General features: G+C 68.2%; 19 protein-coding genes. 15 read left to right on the top strand and 4 right to left on the bottom strand.

The features are described from left to right. Positions 1-62: 62 nt before the first annotated feature. From KME82_RS20430 to KME82_RS20365, 14 genes are all read left to right on the top strand, one after another. The gene (locus KME82_RS20430; protein WP_215495634.1) at positions 63-2,306 is read left to right on the top strand and encodes a hypothetical protein; all 2,244 of its coding nucleotides are present in this window, start codon (positions 63-65) and stop codon (positions 2,304-2,306) included. Between the two features lie 494 nt (positions 2,307-2,800). Continuing rightward, positions 2,801-4,483: a type II secretion system ATPase GspE gene (gene gspE, locus KME82_RS20425; protein ID WP_215499153.1), complete on the top strand. Its 1,683-nt coding sequence runs from the start codon at positions 2,801-2,803 to the stop codon at positions 4,481-4,483. A 116-nt stretch (positions 4,484-4,599) separates the two neighbouring features. After that, positions 4,600-5,817, top strand: a complete 1,218-nt coding sequence (xpsF, locus tag KME82_RS20420; protein WP_215495633.1) for a type II secretion system protein XpsF — start codon at positions 4,600-4,602, stop codon at positions 5,815-5,817. A gap of 326 nt (positions 5,818-6,143) precedes the next feature. Then, positions 6,144-6,590: a type II secretion system major pseudopilin GspG gene (gene gspG / locus KME82_RS20415; protein WP_215495632.1), complete on the top strand. Its 447-nt coding sequence runs from the start codon at positions 6,144-6,146 to the stop codon at positions 6,588-6,590. 115 nt (positions 6,591-6,705) lie between these two features. Further along, positions 6,706-7,179: a type II secretion system protein XpsH gene (xpsH, locus tag KME82_RS20410; RefSeq protein WP_252255444.1), complete on the top strand. Its 474-nt coding sequence runs from the start codon at positions 6,706-6,708 to the stop codon at positions 7,177-7,179. Positions 7,180-7,235: 56 nt separating this feature from the next. Continuing rightward, positions 7,236-7,667 (top strand): type II secretion system protein XpsI, encoded by a 432-nt coding sequence (xpsI, locus tag KME82_RS20405; protein ID WP_215495630.1) that lies wholly within the window; start codon positions 7,236-7,238, stop codon positions 7,665-7,667. Next, complete coding sequence (locus KME82_RS20400) at positions 7,664-8,362, top strand: prepilin-type N-terminal cleavage/methylation domain-containing protein (protein ID WP_430538746.1); 699 nt, start codon at positions 7,664-7,666, stop codon at positions 8,360-8,362. The genes xpsI and KME82_RS20400 overlap by 4 nt, the downstream gene beginning before the upstream one ends. After that, entirely contained in the window at positions 8,362-9,285 is a 924-nt protein-coding gene (locus KME82_RS20395; RefSeq protein ID WP_215495629.1) for a general secretion pathway protein GspK, read from the top strand. Before KME82_RS20400 ends, KME82_RS20395 begins: the two co-directional genes overlap by 1 nt. Next, a complete protein-coding gene (locus KME82_RS20390; protein ID WP_215495628.1) occupies positions 9,282-10,466 on the top strand; it encodes a PilN domain-containing protein in 1,185 nt (394 codons plus the stop codon). The genes KME82_RS20395 and KME82_RS20390 overlap by 4 nt, the downstream gene beginning before the upstream one ends. 25 nt (positions 10,467-10,491) lie before the next feature. Next, the gene (gene gspM, locus KME82_RS20385; RefSeq protein ID WP_215499151.1) at positions 10,492-11,190 is read left to right on the top strand and encodes a type II secretion system protein GspM; all 699 of its coding nucleotides are present in this window, start codon (positions 10,492-10,494) and stop codon (positions 11,188-11,190) included. Next, a complete protein-coding gene (locus tag KME82_RS20380; protein WP_215495627.1) occupies positions 11,180-11,989 on the top strand; it encodes a general secretion pathway protein GspN in 810 nt (269 codons plus the stop codon). The genes gspM and KME82_RS20380 overlap by 11 nt, the downstream gene beginning before the upstream one ends. A gap of 9 nt (positions 11,990-11,998) precedes the next feature. Continuing rightward, entirely contained in the window at positions 11,999-14,236 is a 2,238-nt protein-coding gene (gene gspD / locus KME82_RS20375; protein ID WP_215495626.1) for a type II secretion system secretin GspD, read from the top strand. Positions 14,237-14,673: 437 nt separating this feature from the next. Then, positions 14,674-15,513: a glycosyltransferase gene (locus tag KME82_RS20370; RefSeq protein WP_215495625.1), complete on the top strand. Its 840-nt coding sequence runs from the start codon at positions 14,674-14,676 to the stop codon at positions 15,511-15,513. After that, the gene (locus tag KME82_RS20365) at positions 15,497-16,384 is read left to right on the top strand and encodes a glycosyltransferase family 2 protein (RefSeq protein WP_252255442.1); all 888 of its coding nucleotides are present in this window, start codon (positions 15,497-15,499) and stop codon (positions 16,382-16,384) included. Before KME82_RS20370 ends, KME82_RS20365 begins: the two co-directional genes overlap by 17 nt. A 456-nt stretch (positions 16,385-16,840) precedes the next feature. Here KME82_RS20365 and KME82_RS20360 read toward each other — a convergent pair whose 3' ends face one another. Further along, entirely contained in the window at positions 16,841-17,812 is a 972-nt protein-coding gene (locus KME82_RS20360) for an MBL fold metallo-hydrolase (RefSeq protein ID WP_215495624.1), read from the bottom strand. Between the two features lie 102 nt (positions 17,813-17,914). On the opposite strand from KME82_RS20360, the gene KME82_RS20355 reads away from it, so the two are divergent. After that, positions 17,915-18,784, top strand: coding sequence for a hypothetical protein (locus KME82_RS20355; protein WP_215495623.1), 870 nt, complete (start codon positions 17,915-17,917; stop codon positions 18,782-18,784). A gap of 58 nt (positions 18,785-18,842) precedes the next feature. Here the strand turns inward: KME82_RS20355 and KME82_RS20350 are convergent, their stop codons facing one another. The 3 genes from KME82_RS20350 to map all read right to left on the bottom strand — a co-directional run bounded on the left by KME82_RS20350 (position 18,843) and on the right by map (position 20,822). Then, positions 18,843-19,112, bottom strand: coding sequence for a hypothetical protein (locus KME82_RS20350; protein WP_215495622.1), 270 nt, complete (start codon positions 19,110-19,112; stop codon positions 18,843-18,845). Then, positions 19,112-19,924, bottom strand: a complete 813-nt coding sequence (pyrF, locus tag KME82_RS20345; RefSeq protein ID WP_215495621.1) for an orotidine-5'-phosphate decarboxylase — start codon at positions 19,922-19,924, stop codon at positions 19,112-19,114. The genes KME82_RS20350 and pyrF overlap by 1 nt, the downstream gene beginning before the upstream one ends. A gap of 160 nt (positions 19,925-20,084) precedes the next feature. Then, a complete protein-coding gene (map, locus tag KME82_RS20340; RefSeq protein ID WP_215495620.1) occupies positions 20,085-20,822 on the bottom strand; it encodes a type I methionyl aminopeptidase in 738 nt (245 codons plus the stop codon). Positions 20,823-20,866 lie beyond the last annotated feature (44 nt).

The following is a 20,866-nucleotide window of genomic DNA, read 5'->3' as shown; positions in this document are numbered from 1 at the left end:
ACGCAGGAATTGAGAATCGGCCGATGCATACTATGGCCGCCTTCTTGATATGGACGTCGACGATGAAACATCCCAACTGCATCTGGTTGATGGTACTGGCGCTGTTGATGCCCCTGCAGTCGCTGGCGGCAAGCCAGTGGTCGAAGGAGGCCGAAATCGTCGCGGGCGGCCAGGTGGTTGCCGATGAGGACGCCAGCAACGCGCAAGCGGTCACCCGCGCCGATGCCGGCATCTATACCTGGTGGACGCTCGATGCCGCGGAGCTGAGTCACGGGCGTTACGCGATTTATGTGCGTGCTCGCTCGCTGGACGGCCAGCCGCGCTCGTTCTCCGAGAACGTCAAGATCGATGGGCAGTTGCTCGACACCTTGTCGGCGACCGTCGACCATCGCGCCTATCGCTGGTATCGACTGGGTTTCTTCGATTTCGCCGCTGGCCAGACTGTGCTGTTGGCGGACTGGTCGAGCCCGTCGCTGCAAGTGGACAAGCTCATCATCGAGCCGATCGTCTCCGCCGCCGGCGCCGAGATCGCCGGCGGAAACCTGGTCGCCGATTCCAGCGCCAGTACCGGGCAGGCGATCGTCAGACAGGCTGCCGGGCCTTACACCTGGTATGTGCATTCGGTGTCCCCGCCACACGGGTATTACTCGGTGTATGTGCGGGCGCGCGCGTTGGGTGCGGCGACCACGTTCACCCAGCACGTCGTGGTCAACGGCAAGACCGTTGCGGTGAAGGCCACGCAGATCGGCGATTCGAATTACCGCTGGGTACGCGCGGCGGACTTCGAATACACCGGCTCGAATCTGCGGTTGTCGGACTATTCCTCGCCAGGGCTGGCGGTGGATCGGGTCGCCCTGGTCCAGTCCAAGCCGAAGGACGAGACCTTGGGCCTGTATCACCTGTGGTACGGCAATGCCCATCTGGCCGGCATCCACACCCAGCAGGCCGAAGCGGTGGCGGGCGGTTCGGTGTTCGACGACGAACTCGCCGACGATGCGCGCGCGGTATCGCGCGATTCGGTCGGCATCTATACCTATTGGACGCCGGCGGCGTCGCAACTGGTGGCCGGCCAGAGCTATACCGTCGACGTGCGCGCGCGCTCGCTGGACGGCGCGGCGCGCAGTTTCGGCATGATCGTCAAATCCGGCAACACGGTCCTGAGCAACAAGTCCACCTCCGTCGCGGGCTCGGCCTACAAGTGGTACTCGTCGACGGATTCGTTCGTCGCCGACGGCGGCCCCATGACCGTGAGCGACTGGTCCGACCCGGGTCTGGCGATCGATTCGATCCGGTTGGTACGCACCAGCGTGGATACCCAGAGCGATGGCTACCGGCGCATCGGCTTTTTCGCCCAAGGCAATCCCTCCGTGCCGGGCAACAGCGAGACGGCCGGGCGCGTGTCGATCGTTCCGGTGAACGCGCAGTCCACCTATGCGTATTTCCGAGACCGGGTCAGCACCGATCCCAAGCGTCTGAAGCTCATGGTCGGCACATCGACGGACGGTGGACTGAACTTCGAAGTGCGCACCCAGCCCGCGATCGATAGCACGGTGGCGTTCAATGTCCCCGGTGCTGGCTTGATCGATCAGGCCTACGATCCATCGGTGGTCCGCACCGGCAGTGGCTATCAGATGGTGTTCGAAGGACTCGGCCCGCAGACGCGCGTGTCGTCGTTCCTGGCCGACTCGGCCGACGGACTCACCGGCTGGACCGTGCGCGGACCGGTGGTCAAGTCCGATCACGCCGAAGGCAGCGCCAGCACCCCGACGTTGATCCCGCACGCCGACACCGGTGAATTGCATCTGCAATGGGTCAACGTGCATGAATTCTCGGAGCTGACCAGCCGGCATCAGGCGTCGTTGAGTCATCTCAAGTCCTGGAATCCCGGCGCGGTTTGGCCGCAGCCGGCAGCCGTGTTCACCGACACCGACTACGGCCGTTTGCCGCAGGGCGGAGCTGGCTCCTGGGACGACAAGAACTTCGGCGCCGGCAGCGTGCTGTTCGAGGACGGCGTCTATTACCTGGCTCACGAAGGCGCCAACTACTTCGGGTGCGGCGGCGACTGGGCGCTCGGCATGGCCCGCAATCAAGAAGCGACGTTCACCGATCCCTCGGCCTGGGAAAAATCCGCGCTCAGCCCTTGGATGAAGGCGTCCAACACCGGTAGTTGCTGGATTTCCTATCCTTATCTGAGCAAGCTCAACGGACGGTATTACGTGTATTACCAGCAGCCTGAAATCGAATGGGTGCCGGAGCATCAGACCAACGATATCTATCGTCGGCGGGTTGTGATCGGGGCTGAATAAGGCGTCGCATCGCCAGAGCACGCGCGCGGGCGCGCCATCATCGCCCCGACTTCAGCTCGATGGGGTTGATCAGGCCGGGTGACCCGCGTTTGTCTCGGGTTTGTGCAAGCGGGCGTCCGAGAGGGCGCCCGTTTGCATATGAGCGTCCGGGGCATTCCGGGTTTGCGATCCCGGCAGGCGCATTCGTCGTCGTGGAGCGAAATGTGACGACTCCTGCAGTCCTTCGTCGGTCCAGACCTGAATCCGATCTTGCCAGACGCCTCGTTCGCAGAATCGCTGAAGTTTCGGCGCGCCAGGCGCTTGACGGGGAACCGAGTCCGTCCGCCAAGGTCTGGTAGAGACCCCGAATGAAACTGCTAAAGTCCGGGGTTCACGCGCAGGAGGATGACGTGAACGCAGTACCCCAGGTTTCCGGCGACACATCCAGCGAATCCAGCACTGCGACCGGCCCGGCGCCGGGCGCGACGGGTTCTTTCGATTCCGGCCAGGCCGCGATGGACGCACGCATCGTCGATGCGCTGGTAGCCAAGGGCCGCCTCAAGGAACCCGATCTGTCGCGGGCGCGGCGGTTGCAGGAGGAAACCGGCGGCAGCCTGCTGGCCTTGCTGGCGCGGCTGGGCCTGGTGTCCGAGCGCGACCACGCCGAGACCGTCGCGACCGCGCTGGACCTGCCGCTGGTCAGCATCAAGGACGCGCCCGAGCTGCCGCCCGAAGGCGTGGCGCTGACCCTCAAGTTCATGAAGCAGTTCGCGATCTGCCCGGTCGGCGAAGGCGAAAGCCACGTCGAGGTGCTGATGGCCGATCCGCAGGACGCCTATCAGGTCGACGCGCTGCGTCTGGCCACCCAGCGCGAGGTCCGCCCGTTCGTGGCGCTGCGTTCGGAGATCGGCGACCTGATCGAGCGCTGGCACGGCCAGGGCCGCAGCGCGATGGGCGCGATCGTGGAAACCGCCGAAGGCGAGGGCGCGGGCGATCTTGACGACGTCGAGCATCTGCGCGACCTGGCCTCCGAGGCGCCGGTGATCCGGCTGGTGAACCTGGTGATCCAGCGCGCGGTCGAACTGCGCGCCTCCGACATCCATATCGAACCGTTCGAAAACCGCCTGAAGGTGCGCTACCGCATCGACGGCGTGCTGACCGAGGGCGAAAGCCCGCCGGCCAACCTCACCGCCGCGGTGATCAGCCGCATCAAGATCATGGCCAAGCTCAACATCGCCGAGCGTCGCCTGCCGCAGGACGGCCGGATCATGCTGCGGGTGCAGGGCAAGGAACTCGACCTGCGCGTGAGCACGGTGCCGACCGCGCACGGCGAGTCGGTGGTGATGCGCCTGCTCGATCGCGAAACGGTGGTGTTCGACTTCTACAAGCTCGGCTTCACCGACGAATTCCTGCCGCAGTTCCAGAAGGTGCTCGACCAGCCGCACGGGATCATGCTGGTGACCGGTCCGACCGGCTCGGGCAAGACCACCACGCTGTACACCGCGCTGAGCAAGCTCAACACCAGCGACGTCAAGATCATCACCGTCGAGGACCCGGTCGAATACCAGATCGAGGGCATCAACCAGATCCAGGCCAAGCCGCAGATCGGCCTGGACTTCTCCCACGCCCTGCGCTCGATCGTGCGCCAGGACCCGGACATCATCATGATCGGCGAAATGCGCGATCTGGAGACGTGCAAGATCGCGATCCAGTCCGCGCTCACCGGTCATCTGGTGCTCAGCACCCTGCACACCAACAACGCCGCCGGCGGCATCACCCGCCTACTCGACATGGGCGTGGAAGATTACCTGCTGACCTCGACCATCAACGGCATCCTGGCCCAGCGCCTGGTGCGCAAGCTCGAGCCGACCCACGCCGAGCGTTATCCCGCCTCGCCGGAGGAAATCGAGAAGTTCAACCTGCGCCGCTATCAGCCCGAAGGCGAGATCTGCCTGTATCGGCCGAAGCCGTCGGCGCTGGCGCCGAGCGGTTATCACGGCCGCACCACGATCATGGAATTCCTGGTCATGAACGACGACCTGCGCCGCGCGGTGATGCGTCACGCCGGCATGGGCGAGATCGAACAGATCGCGCGCGAGAGCGCCGGCATGCGCACCATGTACGAGGACGGCATCATCAAGGCGATGGCCGGCCAGACCACGATCGAGGAAGTGCTGCGGGTGACCGAGGATGCGTGATGCCGGGAATCGGAAATGGGGAATCGGGAATCGTGGTCGTCCCGACTCGCCGCCATCCCGCACGCTGACGCTTTCGCTCTGACCGATTCCCGACTCTCCATTCCCGATTCCCGTCTATGCCTCTGTTCCACTACAAAGCCCTGAACGCGCGCGGCGAAATGCTGGACGGCCAGATGGAGGCCGCCAGCAGCGTCGAGGTCGTGCAGCGCCTGCAGGAACAGGGGCACCTGCCGGTCGAGGCCAAGCTCGCGTCCGAGGCCGGCGCGTCGTCGTCGTGGAAGGGGCTGTTCAAGCCCAAGCCGTTCACCGGCGCGCGGCTGGTGCAGTTCACCCAGCAGCTGTCGACCCTGCTCGGCGCGGGCCAGCCGCTGGATCGCGCGCTGACCATCCTGCTCGACCTGCCCGAGGACGAGGCGGCCAAGAGCACGGTCGCCGACATTCGCGACGCGGTGCGCGGCGGCACCTCGCTGTCGGTGGCGCTCGAACGCCAGCACGGCACCTTCTCGCGCCTGTACATCAACATGGTCCGGGCCGGCGAGGCCGGCGGCAATCTGCACGAAACCCTGTCCCGGCTCGACGATTACCTCGAGCGCAGCCGGGTCATGCAGGGCCGGGTCATCAATGCGCTGATCTATCCGGCGATCCTGCTGTGCATGGTCGGCGCCAGCCTGATGTTTTTGCTCGGCTACGTGGTGCCGCAGTTCGGCCAGATGTACGAAAGCCTCGACGCCGAGCTGCCGATGTTCACCCAGGTGATCCTGTGGCTGGGCCTGTTCGTGCGCAATTGGTGGATCGTGCTGATCGCGGTGCCGGCGCTGGCGGTGCTGTGGTTCGACCGCAAGCGCCGCGACCCGGCGTTCCGCGAGGCGCTCGACGGCTGGCTGCTCAAGCGCAAGTTCGTCGGCGCGCTGATCGGCAAGATCGAGACCGCGCGCCTGACCCGCACCCTGGGCACGCTGGTGCGCAACGGCGTGCCGCTGATGACCGCGATCGGCATCGGCCGCAACGTGCTCAACAACCGGGTGCTGGCCGCCGACGTCGACGCGGCCGCCGAAGAGGTCAAGAACGGCGTGTCGCTGTCGACCGCGCTGTCCAAGGGCAAGCGGTTCCCGCGGCTGGCGCTGCAGATGATCCAGGTCGGCGAGGAATCCGGCGCGCTCGACGCGATGCTGATGAAGACCGCCGAGACCTTCGAGCAGGACACCGGCATGGCCCTGGACCGCATGCTCGCGGCGCTGGTGCCGATCGTGACCGTGGTCCTGGCCGGCATCGTCGGCACGGTGGTGATGGCGGTGCTGCTGCCGCTGTACGACCTCACCAACTCGATCGGTTGACCATGACCGACTCGCGCCCTGACGCCCTCTCCGCGAAACACCGCCAGCGCCCGCGTGCGCATTGCGAAGTTGAGCGCCGGCTCGCCGCGACAGTGTCCGAAAGTCTGCGTGCCCGTCATGCAAAGGTCGCTACCGGTCACGCTTCGCCGCCTGTTCATGTGCCGGCGTTGAACGCAGGCTGTACCGGCGCGACCGCGTGGCGGTGGCCGGTGAACTTTGCAAATCGTCGCGGAACAGAATCCTTGAGCAAGGCTCAACCCCGTCCGCGCCCGCGAGACGTTACCAGTCCAGCATTAGCCCGAATCCCCTCCTAACGGATGACCGACATGCGCAAATCCCGTTCGAACAGCCGCCGCCTCACCCGTTCCCCGTCTCCGGCCGGCCAGCGCGGCATGAGCCTGATCGAGATCATCATCGTGATCGTGCTGATCGGCGCGGTGCTGGCCTTCGTCGGCAATCGCGTGCTCGGCGGCAAGGACCGCGGCGACTACAACCTCGCCAAGGGTCAGGTGCAGACGCTGGCCGGCAAGATCGATTCGTTCCAGATGGACACCGGCCGCCTGCCGTCCTCGCTCGAGGAACTGGTCAAGGCCCCGGCCGACGCCAACGGCTGGCTCGGTCCGTACGCGAAGGAAGCCGAGCTCAAGGACCCGTGGGGCCATCCGATCGAATACCGCGCGCCGGGCGAAAGCGGCCCCTACGATCTGGTCAGCTTCGGCAAGGACGGCAAGGCCGGCGGCACCAGCGTCGACGGCGACATCAAGAACAACTGAGTAGCCAGCGACCGCGCATCCAATGAGCATCCGCCTGCGGCACAGTCCCTCCGCCCGAGGAGGGCGAGGGGACCCGGCCGCGGCGCGCAGCGCACGCGCGGGTCCGCGCGCGCGCATGCCGATGGCGACGCGCGCGGGTCGTGACCAACGCGGCATGTCGCTGCTGGAAATGCTGCTGGTGATCGCGTTGATCGCCGGCATCGGCGTGCTGACCATCGGCATGATGAACGGCGGCATGGCCGGCATGCAGCTGCGTTCGGCGTCCAAGGAAATCGCCTCGCAACTGCGCTACACGCGCAGCCAGGCGATCGCCACCGGGCGTTCGCAGAAATTCACCATCGATCCGACCGCCCACACCTGGACCGCACCCAACGGGCGCAGCGGCGATATTCCCAAGACCCTCGGCATCGTCTTCACCGGCGCGCGCGAAGTCCAGCCGCGCCGCGGCGAAGGCGCGATCATGTTCTTCTCCGACGGCGCGTCCACCGGCGGCCGGGTCAAGCTCAGCGCCAAGCAGGCGGCGTGGAATGTCGACGTGGCCTGGCTGACCGGCGAAGTCAAACTCAAACGCGGCGAGGCGCCGCGATGAACGCGCGGCGGTCGTCGTCGCCCGGTTCGGCGCGATCTTCGCGACCCGCGCGGGCCATGCAGCGCGCATCGTCGTTGCGCCAGCGCGGCTACACCCTGCTCGAAGTGATCGTCGCGTTCGCCTTGCTGGCGATGGCGCTGACCTTGCTGCTGGGCACCTTGTCGGGCGCGGCCAAGCAGGTGCGCTGGTCCAGCGACGCCGGCCGCGCCGCGTTGTACGCGCAGTCGCTGATGGATCAGGTCGGGGTCGGGCAGCCGCTCAAGCCGGGCCAGCGCAGCGGCGATTTCGAAAACGGCCGTTATCGCTGGACCCTGGGCGTCGCCCAATGGCGCGACCCGCTGCCGGCCTCGTCGCAACCGATCGATCCCAATGCGCCGCGCCTGTTCGAAGTGCAGCTCGCGGTGGAGTGGGGCGACGGCGGCGCGGGCCGGCGATTGTTCCTGCGTTCGTTGCGCAGCAGCGCGGCGTCAAGCGAGGTGTCGCTGTGAGACGCGTGCAGGCGACGAGGTTCGCGCGAGCACGGCCGCGACCGCGGCCGTCGGCGCATTCGCGCGGCTTCACCCTGATCGAAGTGCTGCTGGCGATGGTGTTGCTGGTCGCCGGCCTGACCCTGGCCTTCGCGACCTTGTCGGCGGCGACCAAGACCGCCACCCGCGGCGAAGTGCTGGCCCAGCGCAGCGAGCGCGAGCGCGCGGTCGAAGGTTTCCTGCGCAAGCGCATCGCCGCGACCCGGCCGATTCCGTTCGCGTTCGACCAGAGCACCGCGGTGCCGCAGCGTTTCGTCGGCGAACCCGATCGCCTGCGTTTCGTTGCCGACCTGCCCGATTACCTCGGCCAGGGCGGCCCGTACCTGCACGATTTCGCGATCGAGAACGACGGCGACCAGACCCGCATGGTGCTGTCGCTGTCGATGGTGCTGGCCGGCGAGACGATCAAGGAATCGCGCGAACGTCCGCCGGAGTTGCTGGTCGATGGGCTGAAGTCGGCGCGTTTTCGTTATCGCGCGATCGATCCGCAGCGCGGCCAGCTGGGCGAATGGCAGGAACGCTGGCAGACCCCGGATCAGCTGCCGTTGTTCGTCGAAGTCACGCTTACCGATCGCGATGGCCGCGATTGGCCGCCGCTGATCGTGTCGCTGCCGCTGGCCACCGCCTCGGCCGGCGGTTTCGTGCCGGAGCTGTGATGCGTCCGCGCGCCCTCGTCGTAGCCTCTCTCGCAGCCCGCCGCAGCGCGCGCGGCGCGGCGTTGCTGCTGGTGATGTGGATGATCGCGCTGCTGACCGCGCTGATCGGCGCATTCGCGCTGAGCGCGCGCACCGAAAACCTGCAGGGCCGGGTGATGGTGCGCGGCCTGGTCGCGCAGAACGCGTCGCGCGCCGGGCTGGAATACGCGATGACCCGGGTGGCGATGACCGACCAGAAACTGCAGTGGCAACCCGACGGGCGCCCGCATCGCTGGACATATGGCGATGCCAAGCTGGAGATCACCATCGTCGACGAGAACGGCAAGATCGATCTCAACCAGGCCGACGCGGCCTTGCTGACCGCGTTGCTCCAGGGCGCGGGCAAGCTCGAGCAATCCGAAGCGGCGCGACTGGCCGCGGCGATCATCGACTGGCGCGATGCCGATACGCTGACGCAACCGGCCGGTGGCGCGGAAGATGCCGACTACGCATCGGCGGGACGACCTTATGGGGCCAAGGATGCCGAATTCGAAAGCGTGGCCGAACTCGAACAGGTGCTGGGCTTCACGCCGGCGCTGTTTGCCAGGATCGAGCCGCACGTCACGGTTTACAGCGGACGTACCCGGCCCGAGCCTGCGTTCGCATCGGTCGAAGTGCTCAATGCTATGGGGATGAATGGCGCCCAGCTCGTCGAGCAGCGGCGCAGAACGCAGCCCGGATCACAGTTGCCGGGTGCGGGGGCCGGTGGCGAACTCGCCGGTCTCGTCGGCGAACGCAGCGGAACCTATAGTATCGACAGCCGTGCACGGCTGGCGGATGGCCGCGAATCGGTGTTGCGGGTGGTCGTGCGAGCGGGGGGGAGTCCCTTACCGGGAATGACCTACACACCGCTGCGTTGGGAGGAGGGAGCTTCAACACGATGAACTCGCAAGTTGCCGAAAGCCGGTTGGGCGCCAACCGGTTGAGAAGTCTGAGCGCGCGGCTTGCACCGGGAGCGGGCGGCTTTTTCTCGTGGTGGGGACGCACCCTCGCCTCGTGGCTGCCGCTGCGCGCGCGTCAGGCGCTGGGCGTGGATCGCGGTCGCCTGCTGTTGCAGGTCGACGGCGACAGCGTGCATCTGCGCCTGCAGCAGGGCGGCGAAGTGCGCGATCTGGCGGTGCTGCCGAGCCTGGCCGATCTCAATGCGCCGGCCGAAGCCAATACCGGCACGGTCGCCGCCGACCCGCTGGCGCCGTTGCTGCCGCCGCGCATCGGCGATCTGCCGCGCTGGTTGTTGCTGCCGCCCGCCGCCAGTTTGCGTCGCCGGCTGACCTTGCCGGCGGCAGCGGCCGATCGGCTGCGCGATGTGGTCGGTTTCGAAATCGACCGGCAGACCCCGTTCACCGCCGACGCGGTCGCCTACGACGCGCGCGTGCTTGCGCGCCGCGACGGCGACGGCCAGCTCGACGCCGAACTGGTCGCGGTGCCGCGCCAGGCGCTCGACCCGCAACTGGCCAAGATCGGCCCGCTGGCCTCGACCCTGTCGGGCATCGAAGTGGCCGGCGCCGACGGCGTGCCGCTCGGCGTCAACCTGTTGCCGCCGTCGCAGCGGCGCACCCGCAGCGACCCGTTCCGTTTCTGGAACCTGGCCCTGGCCGCGGTGGCGCTGTTCGCGCTCGCCGCGGCGATGTGGCAGGTGCTGGAAAACCGCCGCGCCGCGATCGACGACCTGCAGCAGACCATCGCCAAGAACGCCGCCGCCGCGCGCCAGGCCTCGACTCAGCGCCAGCAGCTGGTCGATCTGATCGAAGGCCAGGCCTTCCTCGACCGCACCCGCGCCGCGCGCCCGAGCACCGTGGAAATCATCGACGAACTCAGCCGGCGCATGCCCGACACCACGTATCTGGAAAAACTCGCGATCGAAGACGAGAGCCTGCTGATGATCGGCCTCAGCCGCGAGGCGTCCTCGCTGATCGGCAAGCTGCAGGGCACCAAGCTGTGGCGCTCGCCGGCGTTGACCGGCGCGGTCCAGCCCGACCCTGCGACCAACCGCGACCGCTTTACCCTGACCGCCGAGATCGGTCCGCCGAAACCGCAGACGCCGGAGGCCGCGCGTGGCCCCTAAGTCGAGCGTGGCCGCCGCTTCGGGCATGAACCGTCTGCGCGCATTGACCGCCGATCGCGACCGCTGGCTGGCCCTGGGCCTGCTGCTCGGCGCACTCGCCATCGCCTATGCGGTGCTGATCCACCCGTGGTGGACGGTGCCGATGATGGAAGCCGGCGATTCGCTCGAAAGCCTGCGCGAACGCGAACTGCGCCAGCGCATGGAGCTCAAGCAGGCGCCGCAGATCAAGCAACGCCTGGAACTGGTGCGCAAGCAGCAGGAAACCCGCCCGGGCTTCCTGCCCGAGGCGACCGCCGAACTGGCCACCGCCGGCCTGGTCCAGCGCCTGGAAACCGTGGTGCTGCAGGCCAGTCCCGGCAATCGCAGCTGCGGCATCGTCAACCGCTCGCCCCTGGCCGAACCGCGCCGCGACCGCTACGCGCGCGTGGTCGTGCAGGTGCGCCTGCGCTGCGGCGCGCCGGAAACCGCGGCGGTGCTGCATTCGCTGGAAAGCGGCTCGCCGCGGCTGTTCGTCGGCAATCTCAACCTGCTGTCGACGCGCGGCTATTTCGTGCCCGGCACCGCCGGGCCGGCCAACGATGGCGGCCTGGACGTGAGCTTCGATCTGTACGGCTACCTGCGTCCGACCCCGGCGCCCGCGCCGGCCGCCGCGGCGGCCGCGGGCGCAGGCGCGAGCGACGCCGATCGTCCCGAATCCGCCGCCGGAGCCAACGATGCGCCTTGACGACGCCAGCCCGCGCACCTGGTTGCTGGCCACCGCGGCCGGCTGGGCCTTGCTGACTTGGGTATTGGCCCTGGCCGGCATGGGGCGCCAGGTCGATCCGCTGGCCGAAGATCCGACCCTGGTCAAACCCTTGCCGCAGGTGCAGAAGAGCCAGGCCGACACGCTCGGTCCGCTGAGCCAGTACGGCGAGATCGCCTCGCGTCCGTTGTTCGTCGACGACCGCCGGCCCAAGCCGTTCTTCATGCAGGGCAAGGGCGAGGGCGAGAACCAGGCGGCGACGTTCGACTACCTGCTGACCAGCGTGCTGATCACCCCGCAGTTGTCGATGGCGTTTTTGCAGCCGGCCGACGGCAGCGAGTCGGTGCGGGTCAAGCTCGGCGAAGTGCCCGAGTCGCATCCGGCCTGGCGCCTGACTTCGTTGGAGCCGCGCCGGGCGGTGTTCGAAGGCCCCGAGGGCCGGCGCGAACTCGACCTGCGCATCTTCAACGGCCAGGGCGGGCAGCCGCCGACCGCGGTCACTTCGCCGCCGCCGGGCAGCCCGGGCGCGCAGCCGGTCGGACGCACCGTGCCGCCGGCCGGGCCGATCGCGCCGCCGCAACCCAATCGCTCGCCGCAGGTGTCGCAGACTCCGCCGCCGTCGCAACCCTCACCGTCACCGAATGCAGCACCGACCGACAGCAACACCTCCGCGCCGCTCACCGAGCAGGCGCAGATGGAAGCCATCCGCAAGCGGATCGAGGCGCGACGCGCGCAATTGCGGCAGCAGCAAGCCGCTCAACCCCCGGCCAACACGCCGTAGAGTGAACGCATGAAGCTACGTTCTCAGCAATACGCCACCCATGCCCTGGTCGCGGCGATCATCGCCACGCAGTTGGCCTCCTGCGCCAGCGTGGTGTCGCCGCGCGTGCAGCGCGACGGCGATCCCGCCGCGCTCAAGGGGCCGCAGACCGAGCAGGCGGGCGCGCGCCTGGTCCACAACGGCGTCGAGCAGGAGCCATTGCAAGGCACGACCGACGAGGACGGCCCCAAGGCGCAGATCCGTCGCGGCACCGGCCAGACCATCAACCGCGGCGCGGCCTCGCGGCCGCCGCCGGGCTTGCCGGCGACCACCGGCACGGCCAGCTTCAACTTCGAAGGCGAGTCGGTCCACGCGGTGGTCAAGGCCATCCTCGGCGACATGCTCGGCCAGAACTACGTGATCGCGCCGGGCGTGCAGGGCACCGTCACCCTGGCCACGCCGAAGGAAGTCAGCTCGGCCGAAGCGCTGAACCTGCTGGAGATGGTGCTGAGCTGGAACAACGCGCGCCTGGTCTACACCGGCGGCCGCTACAACGTCGTGCCGGCCGATCAGGCGCTGGCCGGCAACGTCGCGCCGAGCACCAATTCGGCGGCGTCGGCGCGCGGCTTCGAAGTGCGCACCGTGCCGCTGAAGTTCATCTCGGCCACCGAGATGGAAAAGATCCTCAAGCCGTACGCGCGTCCGAATGCGATCGTCAACGTCGACAACTCGCGCAACATCATCACCGTCGGCGGCACCCGCGCCGAGCTCGAGAACTACCTGCGCACGGTCGAGGTGTTCGACGTCGACTGGCTGTCGGGCATGTCGGTCGGCGTGTTCCCGCTGCAGTCGGGCAAGGCGACCAAGGTCGTGGCCGACCTGGAAAAAGTGTTCGGCGAACAGAGCAAGTCGCCGGTCTCGGGCATGTTCCGCTTCATGCCGCTCGACGGCGCCAACGCGGTGATGGTGATCACCCCGCAGGCCGATTACCTCGACGACATCAAGGACTGGCTCGACCGCATCGACAGCGCCGGCGACAACATCCAGCTGTACACGCTGGAACTCAAGTACATCAAGGCCAAGGACCTGGCCGATCGTCTGTCGGAAGTGTTCGGCGGACGCGGCGGCAGCGGCAGTTCCGGCGGCGAAGGCGCGCCGTCGCTGATGCCGGGCCTGGAATCGACCGAAGTGCGCGACAACGGCAGCGGCACGTCCACCGCCGACATCGGCAAGAGCAGCGACGGCAGTTCCGATTCCAGCGGCGGCGGCGGCCTGGGCGGCGGCGCGTCGCTGGGTTCGCGCCAGTCGGGCAACGGCGCGGTCACCCTCGAGGTCGACGGCAGCAAGGTCGGCGTGGCCGCGGTCGAGGAAACCAATTCGATCCTGGTGCGCAGCAGCCCGCAGGCGTGGAAGTCGATCCGCAACGTGATCGAGAAGCTCGACGTGATGCCGATGCAGGTCCACATCGAAGCGCAGGTGGCCGAGGTCGAACTCACCAACGGCCTGGAATACGGCGTGCAGTGGTTCCTCGAACGCGCCACCATCGACAACGGCTTCGGCGATCTCAACCGCAGCACCAATCCGCTGGTGCCGGCGAAGTGGAGCACCATCGCCGGCAGCATCGGCGGCAAGAGCGGCGACGGCCTGGCCTGGTCGTTGATCAAGAACAACGCCGCCGCGGTGCTCACGGCCCTGGACAAGGTCACCGACATCCACATCCTTCAATCGCCGTCGGTGTTCGTGCGCAACAACGCCGAAGCCACGCTCAACGTCGGCACGCGCATTCCGATCGAATCGGTCTCGGTCAACACCGGCACCGGCAACAACAATACCTACAGCCAGGTGCAGTACCTCGACACCGGCGTGATCCTCAAGGTGCGTCCGCGCGTGAGCCGCGACGGCATGGTGTTCATGGACATCGTGCAGGAAGTCAGCTCGGCGGGTAACGCGATCAACGGCAGCACCAACGTCACCATCAACACCAAGAAGCTCAAGACCGAGGCCGCGGTGCAGAGCGGCGAGACGGTGCTGCTGGCCGGCCTGATCTCCGACACCACCACGCGCGGCTCCAACGGCTTCCCCGGGCTGAGCCGGATTCCGGTGCTCGGCGGCCTGTTCGGCAAGCAGAACACCAGCACCACGCGCCGCGAAACCATCATCCTGCTGACCCCGACCCTGGTGCGCAATCCGCAGGAATCGCGCGACCTGACCGACGAATACAGCCGTCGTTTCCGCGCGATGGAACCGTTGAATCCGAAGAAGAAATAAGCCCCTCGCCGTGGAGGTTTCCACGGCGGCGGATCGAACGGGGCCGGCATCGCCGGCCCCGTTTGCGTTGGATTGCCCCGTTCGGCGTCGACCGGAAACGCCTCTCAAGACGGAGCCTATTGCCGGGGGCTTTTGTGGGAGGGAGCTTCAGCCCCGAAGCTTTTCGTTCCGGCAAGGTGATCTGAAAGAAAAGCATCGGGGCCAAAGCTCCCTCCCACAAAAGCGCCCGTATCCGCCGCCCCGGCCCGTACCCGGCGCCCCGACACCGCCATCACCCGCACCCGTCCCCGATCGCGCACACTATGCGCGTCCCTTACGAACGCGCAGATGCCCGAACGTCAGCACCCGTCCGCGCTCCACCCCGCCGCGCCGCCGCCCGCGCGCGGCCCGGCCGGGATTGCGCCGCCCACCGCCCGCGTCATGCACGCGCAAGCGCCATGAGCGAACTGCCGATCGTGGTGGTGCCGGTCGGCGTCGACGACGACGCCCTCGACGCCTGCCTGGCCGCGCTGGAGTTGTGCACCCCGCCGGGTACGCGGGTGTGGCTGGCCGACGACGCCCAATCCGGGCCGCGCGGCTACGCCATCATCGAACGCTGGCTGCAGCGCACCGCGCTCAAGGCCGACTACAGCCGCCGCCAGCGTGGCATCGGCGAGGTCGCGCACCTGGACGAAGTGCTCAGCGCCTGCGGCGAGGCCGACGTGGCCGTGCTCGCCGCCGATGCGGTGCCCGCGCCGGGCTGGCTGTCGCGCCTGAGCGCGTGCCTGTCGGTCGATCGCGCGATCGCCTCGGCCACGCCGTGGTGCAACGCCGGCGAAGCCGCCGCGTGGCCGCGCATCGGCGAGATCGCGCCCTTGCCCGACGCCGACGACGCCGAACGCCTGGCCCGCGCGCTGGCGCAGATGCCGGCCGCACACCCGGAATTGCCGGCGGCGATCGGCCACGCCGTGCTGCTGCGCGGCAGCGCGCGCCGCCGCGCCGGCGGCCTGGACGCGGCCAGCTACGGCTCGTGGTACGCCGCGCTGACCGACCTGTCGCTGCGCCTGTCCGGCCTGGGCTGGCGCAACGTGCTGTGCGATACCGCCTACGTCGCGCGCCTGGGCGAAGGCCGCCCGAGCGACGGCGACATGGACGCGCTGGCCTCGCGCTGGCCCGACTGGCATGCGCGGCTGGCGAATTTCCTGATGCACGATCCCTTGCGCGAGCTGCGCCAACACCTCGCCGAACGCCTCGAACGCGTCGGCCCACCGGAACCGCAACGTGACCTCTTCCTCTGATCCGCGCCCCCTGCCGGCCTCGGCGGAATTCCAGGCGATCGTGGTCAGCTACCGCAGCGCCGCGACCATCGACGAATGCCTGGGCCGGCTGCGCGACTGCACCGGCGTCGCCGCGATCCGCGTCGTCGACAATCAATCCGACGACGGCACCCTGGAGATCGTGCAGCGCCACGCCTCGCTCGACCCGCGCCTGCGTTTCGTCGCCAATCCCGACAACCCCGGCTTCTCGGTCGGCTGCAACCAGGGCGTGGCCGACCTGGAACCGGCGCGCGCCGACGACTGGCTGGTGTTCGTCAATCCCGACTGCATGGTCGAACCCGACACCTTCGTGCGCCTGCATGCGCTGGCCGCGCCGCTCGGCGAGGCGCTGCTCAGCGCCGACCTGGTCAACGAGCACGACGAACGCGACGCCGCCGTGCGCCGGCGCGATCCGGACTTCGGCGCGATGCTGGCCGGCCTGCTGCGCCCGTGGGCCGCGCCGAAGATGGCGGTGGCGCCGGACGACCGCCAGGAGCTGCAAACGGTGGACGCGACCTCGGGCGCGTTGATGCTGATGCCGCGGCGTTTGTTCGCGCGCATCGGCGGTTTCGACGAAGGCTATCGCCTGCACGCCGAAGACCTCGACCTGTGCCGTCGCGTGCGAGAGAGCGACGCCACCGTCGCGGTCGCCAACCACGTGCGGGTGATGCACGTGCGCGGCGTGTCCAGCCGTTCGCGGCCGTTCTTCGTGGAATGGAACAAGCACCGCGGCCTGTGGCGTTACTTCAGCAAATTCGAAGCCCCGCGCCGCGGCGCGCTGGTGCGCGCGGGCGTGTTCGCGGCGATCTGGTTGCGGTTTCCGATCGCGGCATTGCGCGCGGCGTTTCGCTGAGCGTTCAGCACTGAGCGCGCCGAGCGGTGATCGTCGCGGCCACGAGGTCGTTTGTGGGAGGGGCTTCAGCCCCGACGCTTTTCGCTCAGCTCGCGGTGTCGCTTGAGGCCTCCAGGTTTTCGGCGATCTGAGACAAGAGCGTCGGGGCTGAAGCTCCTCCCACAAAAAACCTCGCGGCATCGCCGGCTTTTTTGACGTCGCACGCGCTCATCGATAGTTCGGAGCAAGCTGCATTGCGCGGCCAATCGATGGCATTACCCGACTGCGAGCGCCATTTCGCCGATGCCGCGCAACGAGCCCCTCTCCCGCAGCGCGGGAGAGGGGTTGGGGTGAGGGCGCGAGGCCTGTATCGACCTCACCATTCGCCGCACTCGCCCTCGTCCGCCCTTCGGGCACCTTCTCCCGCATCGCGGGAGAAGGGACACGGCGTATCTTTCCTCGCAGCTCCATCAGACCTCACAGCTCCATCAGATCCCGCCCGATCACCAATTCGCCCTTGAAATACGGCGCCACCGCTTCGCGCCAGACCTCGTCGGTCAGCGACGCATCCCCGCCGGGCACGAAATGGGTCAGCACCAAGGTCTTGACCCCGGCCTGAGTCGCCAACCGTCCGACCTGCTCGGTGGTGGTGTGGCTGTCGAGCAAGTGCTGGCGCAGCCGCGCGGCCTGCGCTTCGCTGGCGATCAATCGCTCCAGCGCCGGCAGGTACATCACCTCGTGCACCAGCACGTCGGCGCCGCGCGCCAGTTCGACCAGGGCCTCGCTGGGCCGGGTGTCGCCGGAAAACACGATCGAGCGATCCGGGCAGTCGAAGCGGTAGGCGAAGGCCGGAGCCATCGGCGGGTGATCGACCAGCGCCGCGGTGACCTTGACCCGATCGTCGTGCATCACCACGCCGCCGCGGCGCAGTTCGTGCGGCCGGATCAGCGGCGCCAGTGGCGGCCGGCCTTCGTCGGCGATGCGGGTGCGGATGTCGGTGTCGTTGAGCTGCAGGAACCGCCGGGTCATGCGCTGGAGCGGCGGCGGCCCCCAGGCGTCGACCGGGTGGCGCAGATCGGCGGCCCAGGCCAGCCACAGCAGGTTGCCGTAATCGGCGTTGTGATCGGAATGATGGTGGGTGATGAACACGTCGCGGACCGCGCCGAGCGACAGCCCGGCCAGCGCCATCTGCCGGGCCACGCCGTTGCCGCAGTCGACCACGTAGATCGCGTCGCCGACCACCACTGCGTTGGCGGGCGCGGCGCGCAGCGCCTTCGGCGTCGGCCCGCCGGCGGTGCCGAGCAGGATCAGGCGCGAACGCGAGGCCGGCGCGTTCGCGGCGACGCTCGCGGCGGCGACAGCGGGCAGCGCGCGGGTACCGAGCACGGCGCCGGCGGCGAGGGCGGTGGCGAGCAGGCGCCGGCGTGTGCGATCTGTGCGTGGGTCCATGAGCGCAGCCTAGCCGCTCGATGGGAATGTGACGATTGTGAGTACGGCCGCCCCGGGGCCGGGTCGTATAGTCGGCCGACCAACGACCACAGGGAACCGGTCATGTCCATTTTCAGCAAGTTGTTCGGCGGCAAGCGCGACCACGGCGGGCCCGCGCACCCGATGGATCTGCACAGCTTCGCCGACCGTTACGCGGCCGCGCTGCGCGCCGCCTGGCCCGAGGCGCAACTGAGCATCGCCCACGGCGCGCTGGTCTCCGATGCGCGCATCGACTGGTCGCTGCCCGACGGCTTCAAGGCCACTCATTTCCTCGGCAACAGCTACCAGCGCTACCTCGATGCGCCCGATTCGCTGGAGGCGGTGTTCGCCGACCAGATCGCCTCGGCGCGCGACGTGCAGCGCGGCCTGGACCGGCCCGCGGCGCTCGACGTGGCGACGATCCTGCCGGTGCTCAAGACCCGCGGCTGGCACGAGATCGCCTTGCAGCAGGCGCGCTCGACCGGCGCCGGCGACCGCATTCCCTTTATCGTCGAGCCGCTGGCCGGCGATCTGGTCCTGACCTATGTCGAAGACACCCCCGATTCGATGAGTTTCCTGTCGCCGGCCGACGCCGAACGCGGCGGTCTGGACGGCGAAGCCTTGCGCGCTCAGGCCCTGAGCAACCTGAGCCGGTTCCTGCCGGAGTTGAACGTGCAGGGCGCCGACGGCCGCTTCGTGGCGCGGCTGGACCGCAACTACGACGCCAGCATGGTGCTGTTGTTCGAGCATTGGGCCGAACGCATCCAGGTGCAGGGCGATCCGGTGTTCGCGATCGCCGCGCGCGACGAGGTGATGGTCTGCGGCAGCGAGGATCGCCAGAGTCTGGATTCGCTCAAGGACATCGCCGCGCAGATCGCGCAGTCCTCGGCCTACAACCTGTCGCACGCCTTGTTCGTGCATCGCGACGGCGAGCTGCAGGTGTTCGCGGACTGACGATGCGGTTCGGCGGGCGGCGAGCGCAATCCACGCATCGCGTCCGCGACCAGTCGGTTCATTGATCGGCCGCGGCCACCAGCGACGCGGCGATCGCATCGAGTTCGTCGTGCGAAAACGCGGCGACGGCCTGCAGCTGCGCGCCGTAGGCCAGGTCGTACTTCAGGTTGAAGCGGCGGCCCTGGTAGCGGCACGCGAACACTTCGGCCTCCGGCATCATGCCGCGATGGATCAGTTCGATCCGGCCCAGGTCGTACAGGCGCTGCACCGCGGATTCGATCTGCGCCAAGGACAACGCATCGAGCCCGGACTGCATCCGCGCGGCCATCATCGGTACCGGTTGATCTGATCGCGCAGCGACTTCGCCGCGCTCGCCGCGGCCTGCGCGTAATCCTCGCCGCTGGACGCGTACAGGATCGCGCGCGAGCTGCTGACCATCAGGCCGGTGCCGTCGGCGGTCTTGGCGTTGCTGACCACCGCCTCGACATCGCCGCCCTGCGCGCCGACGCCGGGCACCAGGAACGGCACCTCGCCGACGATCGCGCGCACTTCGCGCAGCTGCGCCGGCCAGGTCGCGCCGACCACCAGCGAACAATTGCCGTGGCCGTTCCACTCGCGCGCGACTTTTTCGGCGACGTGCTGGTACAGCGGACGCCCGTCGACCAGCAGGTCCTGCAGATCGCCGGCGCCGGGATTGGAGGTGCGGCACAGCACCACCACGCCGCGGTCGGCGCGATCGAGGAAGGGCTGCACCGAATCGCGGCCGAGGTAGGGATTGGCGGTGACCGCATCGGCCGCGTAGCGATCGAAGGCTTCGCTGGCGTAATGCTGCGCGGTGCTGCCGATGTCGCCGCGCTTGCTGTCGAGGATCACCGGGATGCCCGGATGATTCGCATGGATGTAGGCGATCAGGCGGGTCAGCGCATCTTCGGCGCCCAGCGCGGCGAAGTGGGCGATCTGCGGCTTGAACGCGCAGGCGTACGGCGCGGTGGCGTCGACGATGTCGCGATTGAACGCGAACACCGCGTCGGCATTGGCGGCGAAATGCGCCGGGAACTTGGCCGGCTCGGGATCCAGGCCGACGCAGATCAGGGTACCGGCCTGTTGCCAGCGGTCGCGCAGTGTCTGCATGAAGGTCATGAGGCTGGATCCTTTGTTCGGGAATCGGGAATCGGGAATCGGGAATCGGGAATCGGGAGTCGGGAATCGGGAGTCTGGAATCGGGAGTGGGAGTTGAGTTGGAACCGCTCAGCCTTTGCTTCTACCGATTCCCGATTCCCCATTCCCCATTCCCGCCCCATCAAGTAACGACGATAGGCTCCCCCGACGTCACCACCACCGTGTGCTCGAACTGAGCCGCGAAGCCGCGCCGGCAGCGCATCGCCCAGCCGTCGTCGCCTTCGTCGGTGTGGGTGCAATGGGTCGCCAGGAACGGTTCGACCGTGATCACCATGCCCTCGTGCAGGCGGCGGGTGTCGCGCGGGTCGTAGTAGCCGGGGATATTGCCCGGGGCTTCGTGCAGGGCGCGGCCGACGCCGTGGCTGCCGAGGTTGCGGATCACCCGCAGGCCGCGCCGCGCCGCGACCGTCTCGACCGTGCGGCCGATGCTGTTGAGCAGGTTGCCGGCGCGCAGTTGCGCGATCGCGCTATCGCGCGCTTCCAAGGTGGCGTCGAGCAGTTTTTGCTGGGCCGCGCTGGCCGCGCCGACCACGAAGCTGCCGCCGGTGTCGGCGAAGTAACCGTCGAGTTCGGCCGAGACGTCGATGTTCACCAGATCGCCGTCGCGCAACACGCTGGCGTCGGGGATGCCGTGGGCGGCGACCGAGTTGATGCTGATGCAGGTCGCGCCGGGGAAGTCGTAGGTCAGCTGCGGCGCCGAGCGCGCGCCGGCTTCGCGCAGCATCGCCGCGCCGATCGCGTCGAGATCGCGCGACACCGCGCCGGCGAAGGCGGCTTCGCGCATTGTGGTGAGGATGGTCGACACCAGCGAGCCGGCGCGGCGCAGTCCTTCGAGTTCGAATGCGTGCAATACGGTCATTGGAGCGTTCCTGTGTGGTCTTGAAGCTTGCGCCCGCTGCCCGG

It is taken from the genome of Lysobacter capsici (assembly GCF_018732085.1).
In the GTDB taxonomy this organism is placed as follows: domain Bacteria; phylum Pseudomonadota; class Gammaproteobacteria; order Xanthomonadales; family Xanthomonadaceae; genus Lysobacter; species Lysobacter capsici_A.
This window is presented reverse-complemented; position numbering and strand designations above follow the sequence as displayed.

Bases quoted from the DNA above. Each gene is read 5' to 3' on its own strand.
- KME82_RS20430 (WP_215495634.1), top strand. From the start codon at position 63: ATGAAACATCCCAACTGCATCTGGTTGATGGTACTGGCGCTGTTGATG.
- gspE (WP_215499153.1), top strand. From the start codon at position 2,801: ATGGACGCACGCATCGTCGATGCGCTGGTAGCCAAGGGCCGCCTCAAG.
- xpsF (WP_215495633.1), top strand. From the start codon at position 4,600: ATGCCTCTGTTCCACTACAAAGCCCTGAACGCGCGCGGCGAAATGCTG.
- gspG (WP_215495632.1), top strand. From the start codon at position 6,144: ATGCGCAAATCCCGTTCGAACAGCCGCCGCCTCACCCGTTCCCCGTCT.
- xpsH (WP_252255444.1), top strand. From the start codon at position 6,706: ATGCCGATGGCGACGCGCGCGGGTCGTGACCAACGCGGCATGTCGCTG.
- xpsI (WP_215495630.1), top strand. From the start codon at position 7,236: ATGCAGCGCGCATCGTCGTTGCGCCAGCGCGGCTACACCCTGCTCGAA.
- KME82_RS20395 (WP_215495629.1), top strand. From the start codon at position 8,362: ATGCGTCCGCGCGCCCTCGTCGTAGCCTCTCTCGCAGCCCGCCGCAGC.
- KME82_RS20390 (WP_215495628.1), top strand. From the start codon at position 9,282: ATGAACTCGCAAGTTGCCGAAAGCCGGTTGGGCGCCAACCGGTTGAGA.
- gspM (WP_215499151.1), top strand. From the start codon at position 10,492: ATGAACCGTCTGCGCGCATTGACCGCCGATCGCGACCGCTGGCTGGCC.
- KME82_RS20380 (WP_215495627.1), top strand. From the start codon at position 11,180: ATGCGCCTTGACGACGCCAGCCCGCGCACCTGGTTGCTGGCCACCGCG.
- gspD (WP_215495626.1), top strand. From the start codon at position 11,999: ATGAAGCTACGTTCTCAGCAATACGCCACCCATGCCCTGGTCGCGGCG.
- KME82_RS20370 (WP_215495625.1), top strand. From the start codon at position 14,674: ATGAGCGAACTGCCGATCGTGGTGGTGCCGGTCGGCGTCGACGACGAC.
- KME82_RS20360 (WP_215495624.1), bottom strand. From the start codon at position 17,812: ATGGACCCACGCACAGATCGCACACGCCGGCGCCTGCTCGCCACCGCC.
- KME82_RS20355 (WP_215495623.1), top strand. From the start codon at position 17,915: ATGTCCATTTTCAGCAAGTTGTTCGGCGGCAAGCGCGACCACGGCGGG.
- KME82_RS20350 (WP_215495622.1), bottom strand. From the start codon at position 19,112: ATGGCCGCGCGGATGCAGTCCGGGCTCGATGCGTTGTCCTTGGCGCAG.
- pyrF (WP_215495621.1), bottom strand. From the start codon at position 19,924: ATGACCTTCATGCAGACACTGCGCGACCGCTGGCAACAGGCCGGTACC.
- map (WP_215495620.1), bottom strand. From the start codon at position 20,822: ATGACCGTATTGCACGCATTCGAACTCGAAGGACTGCGCCGCGCCGGC.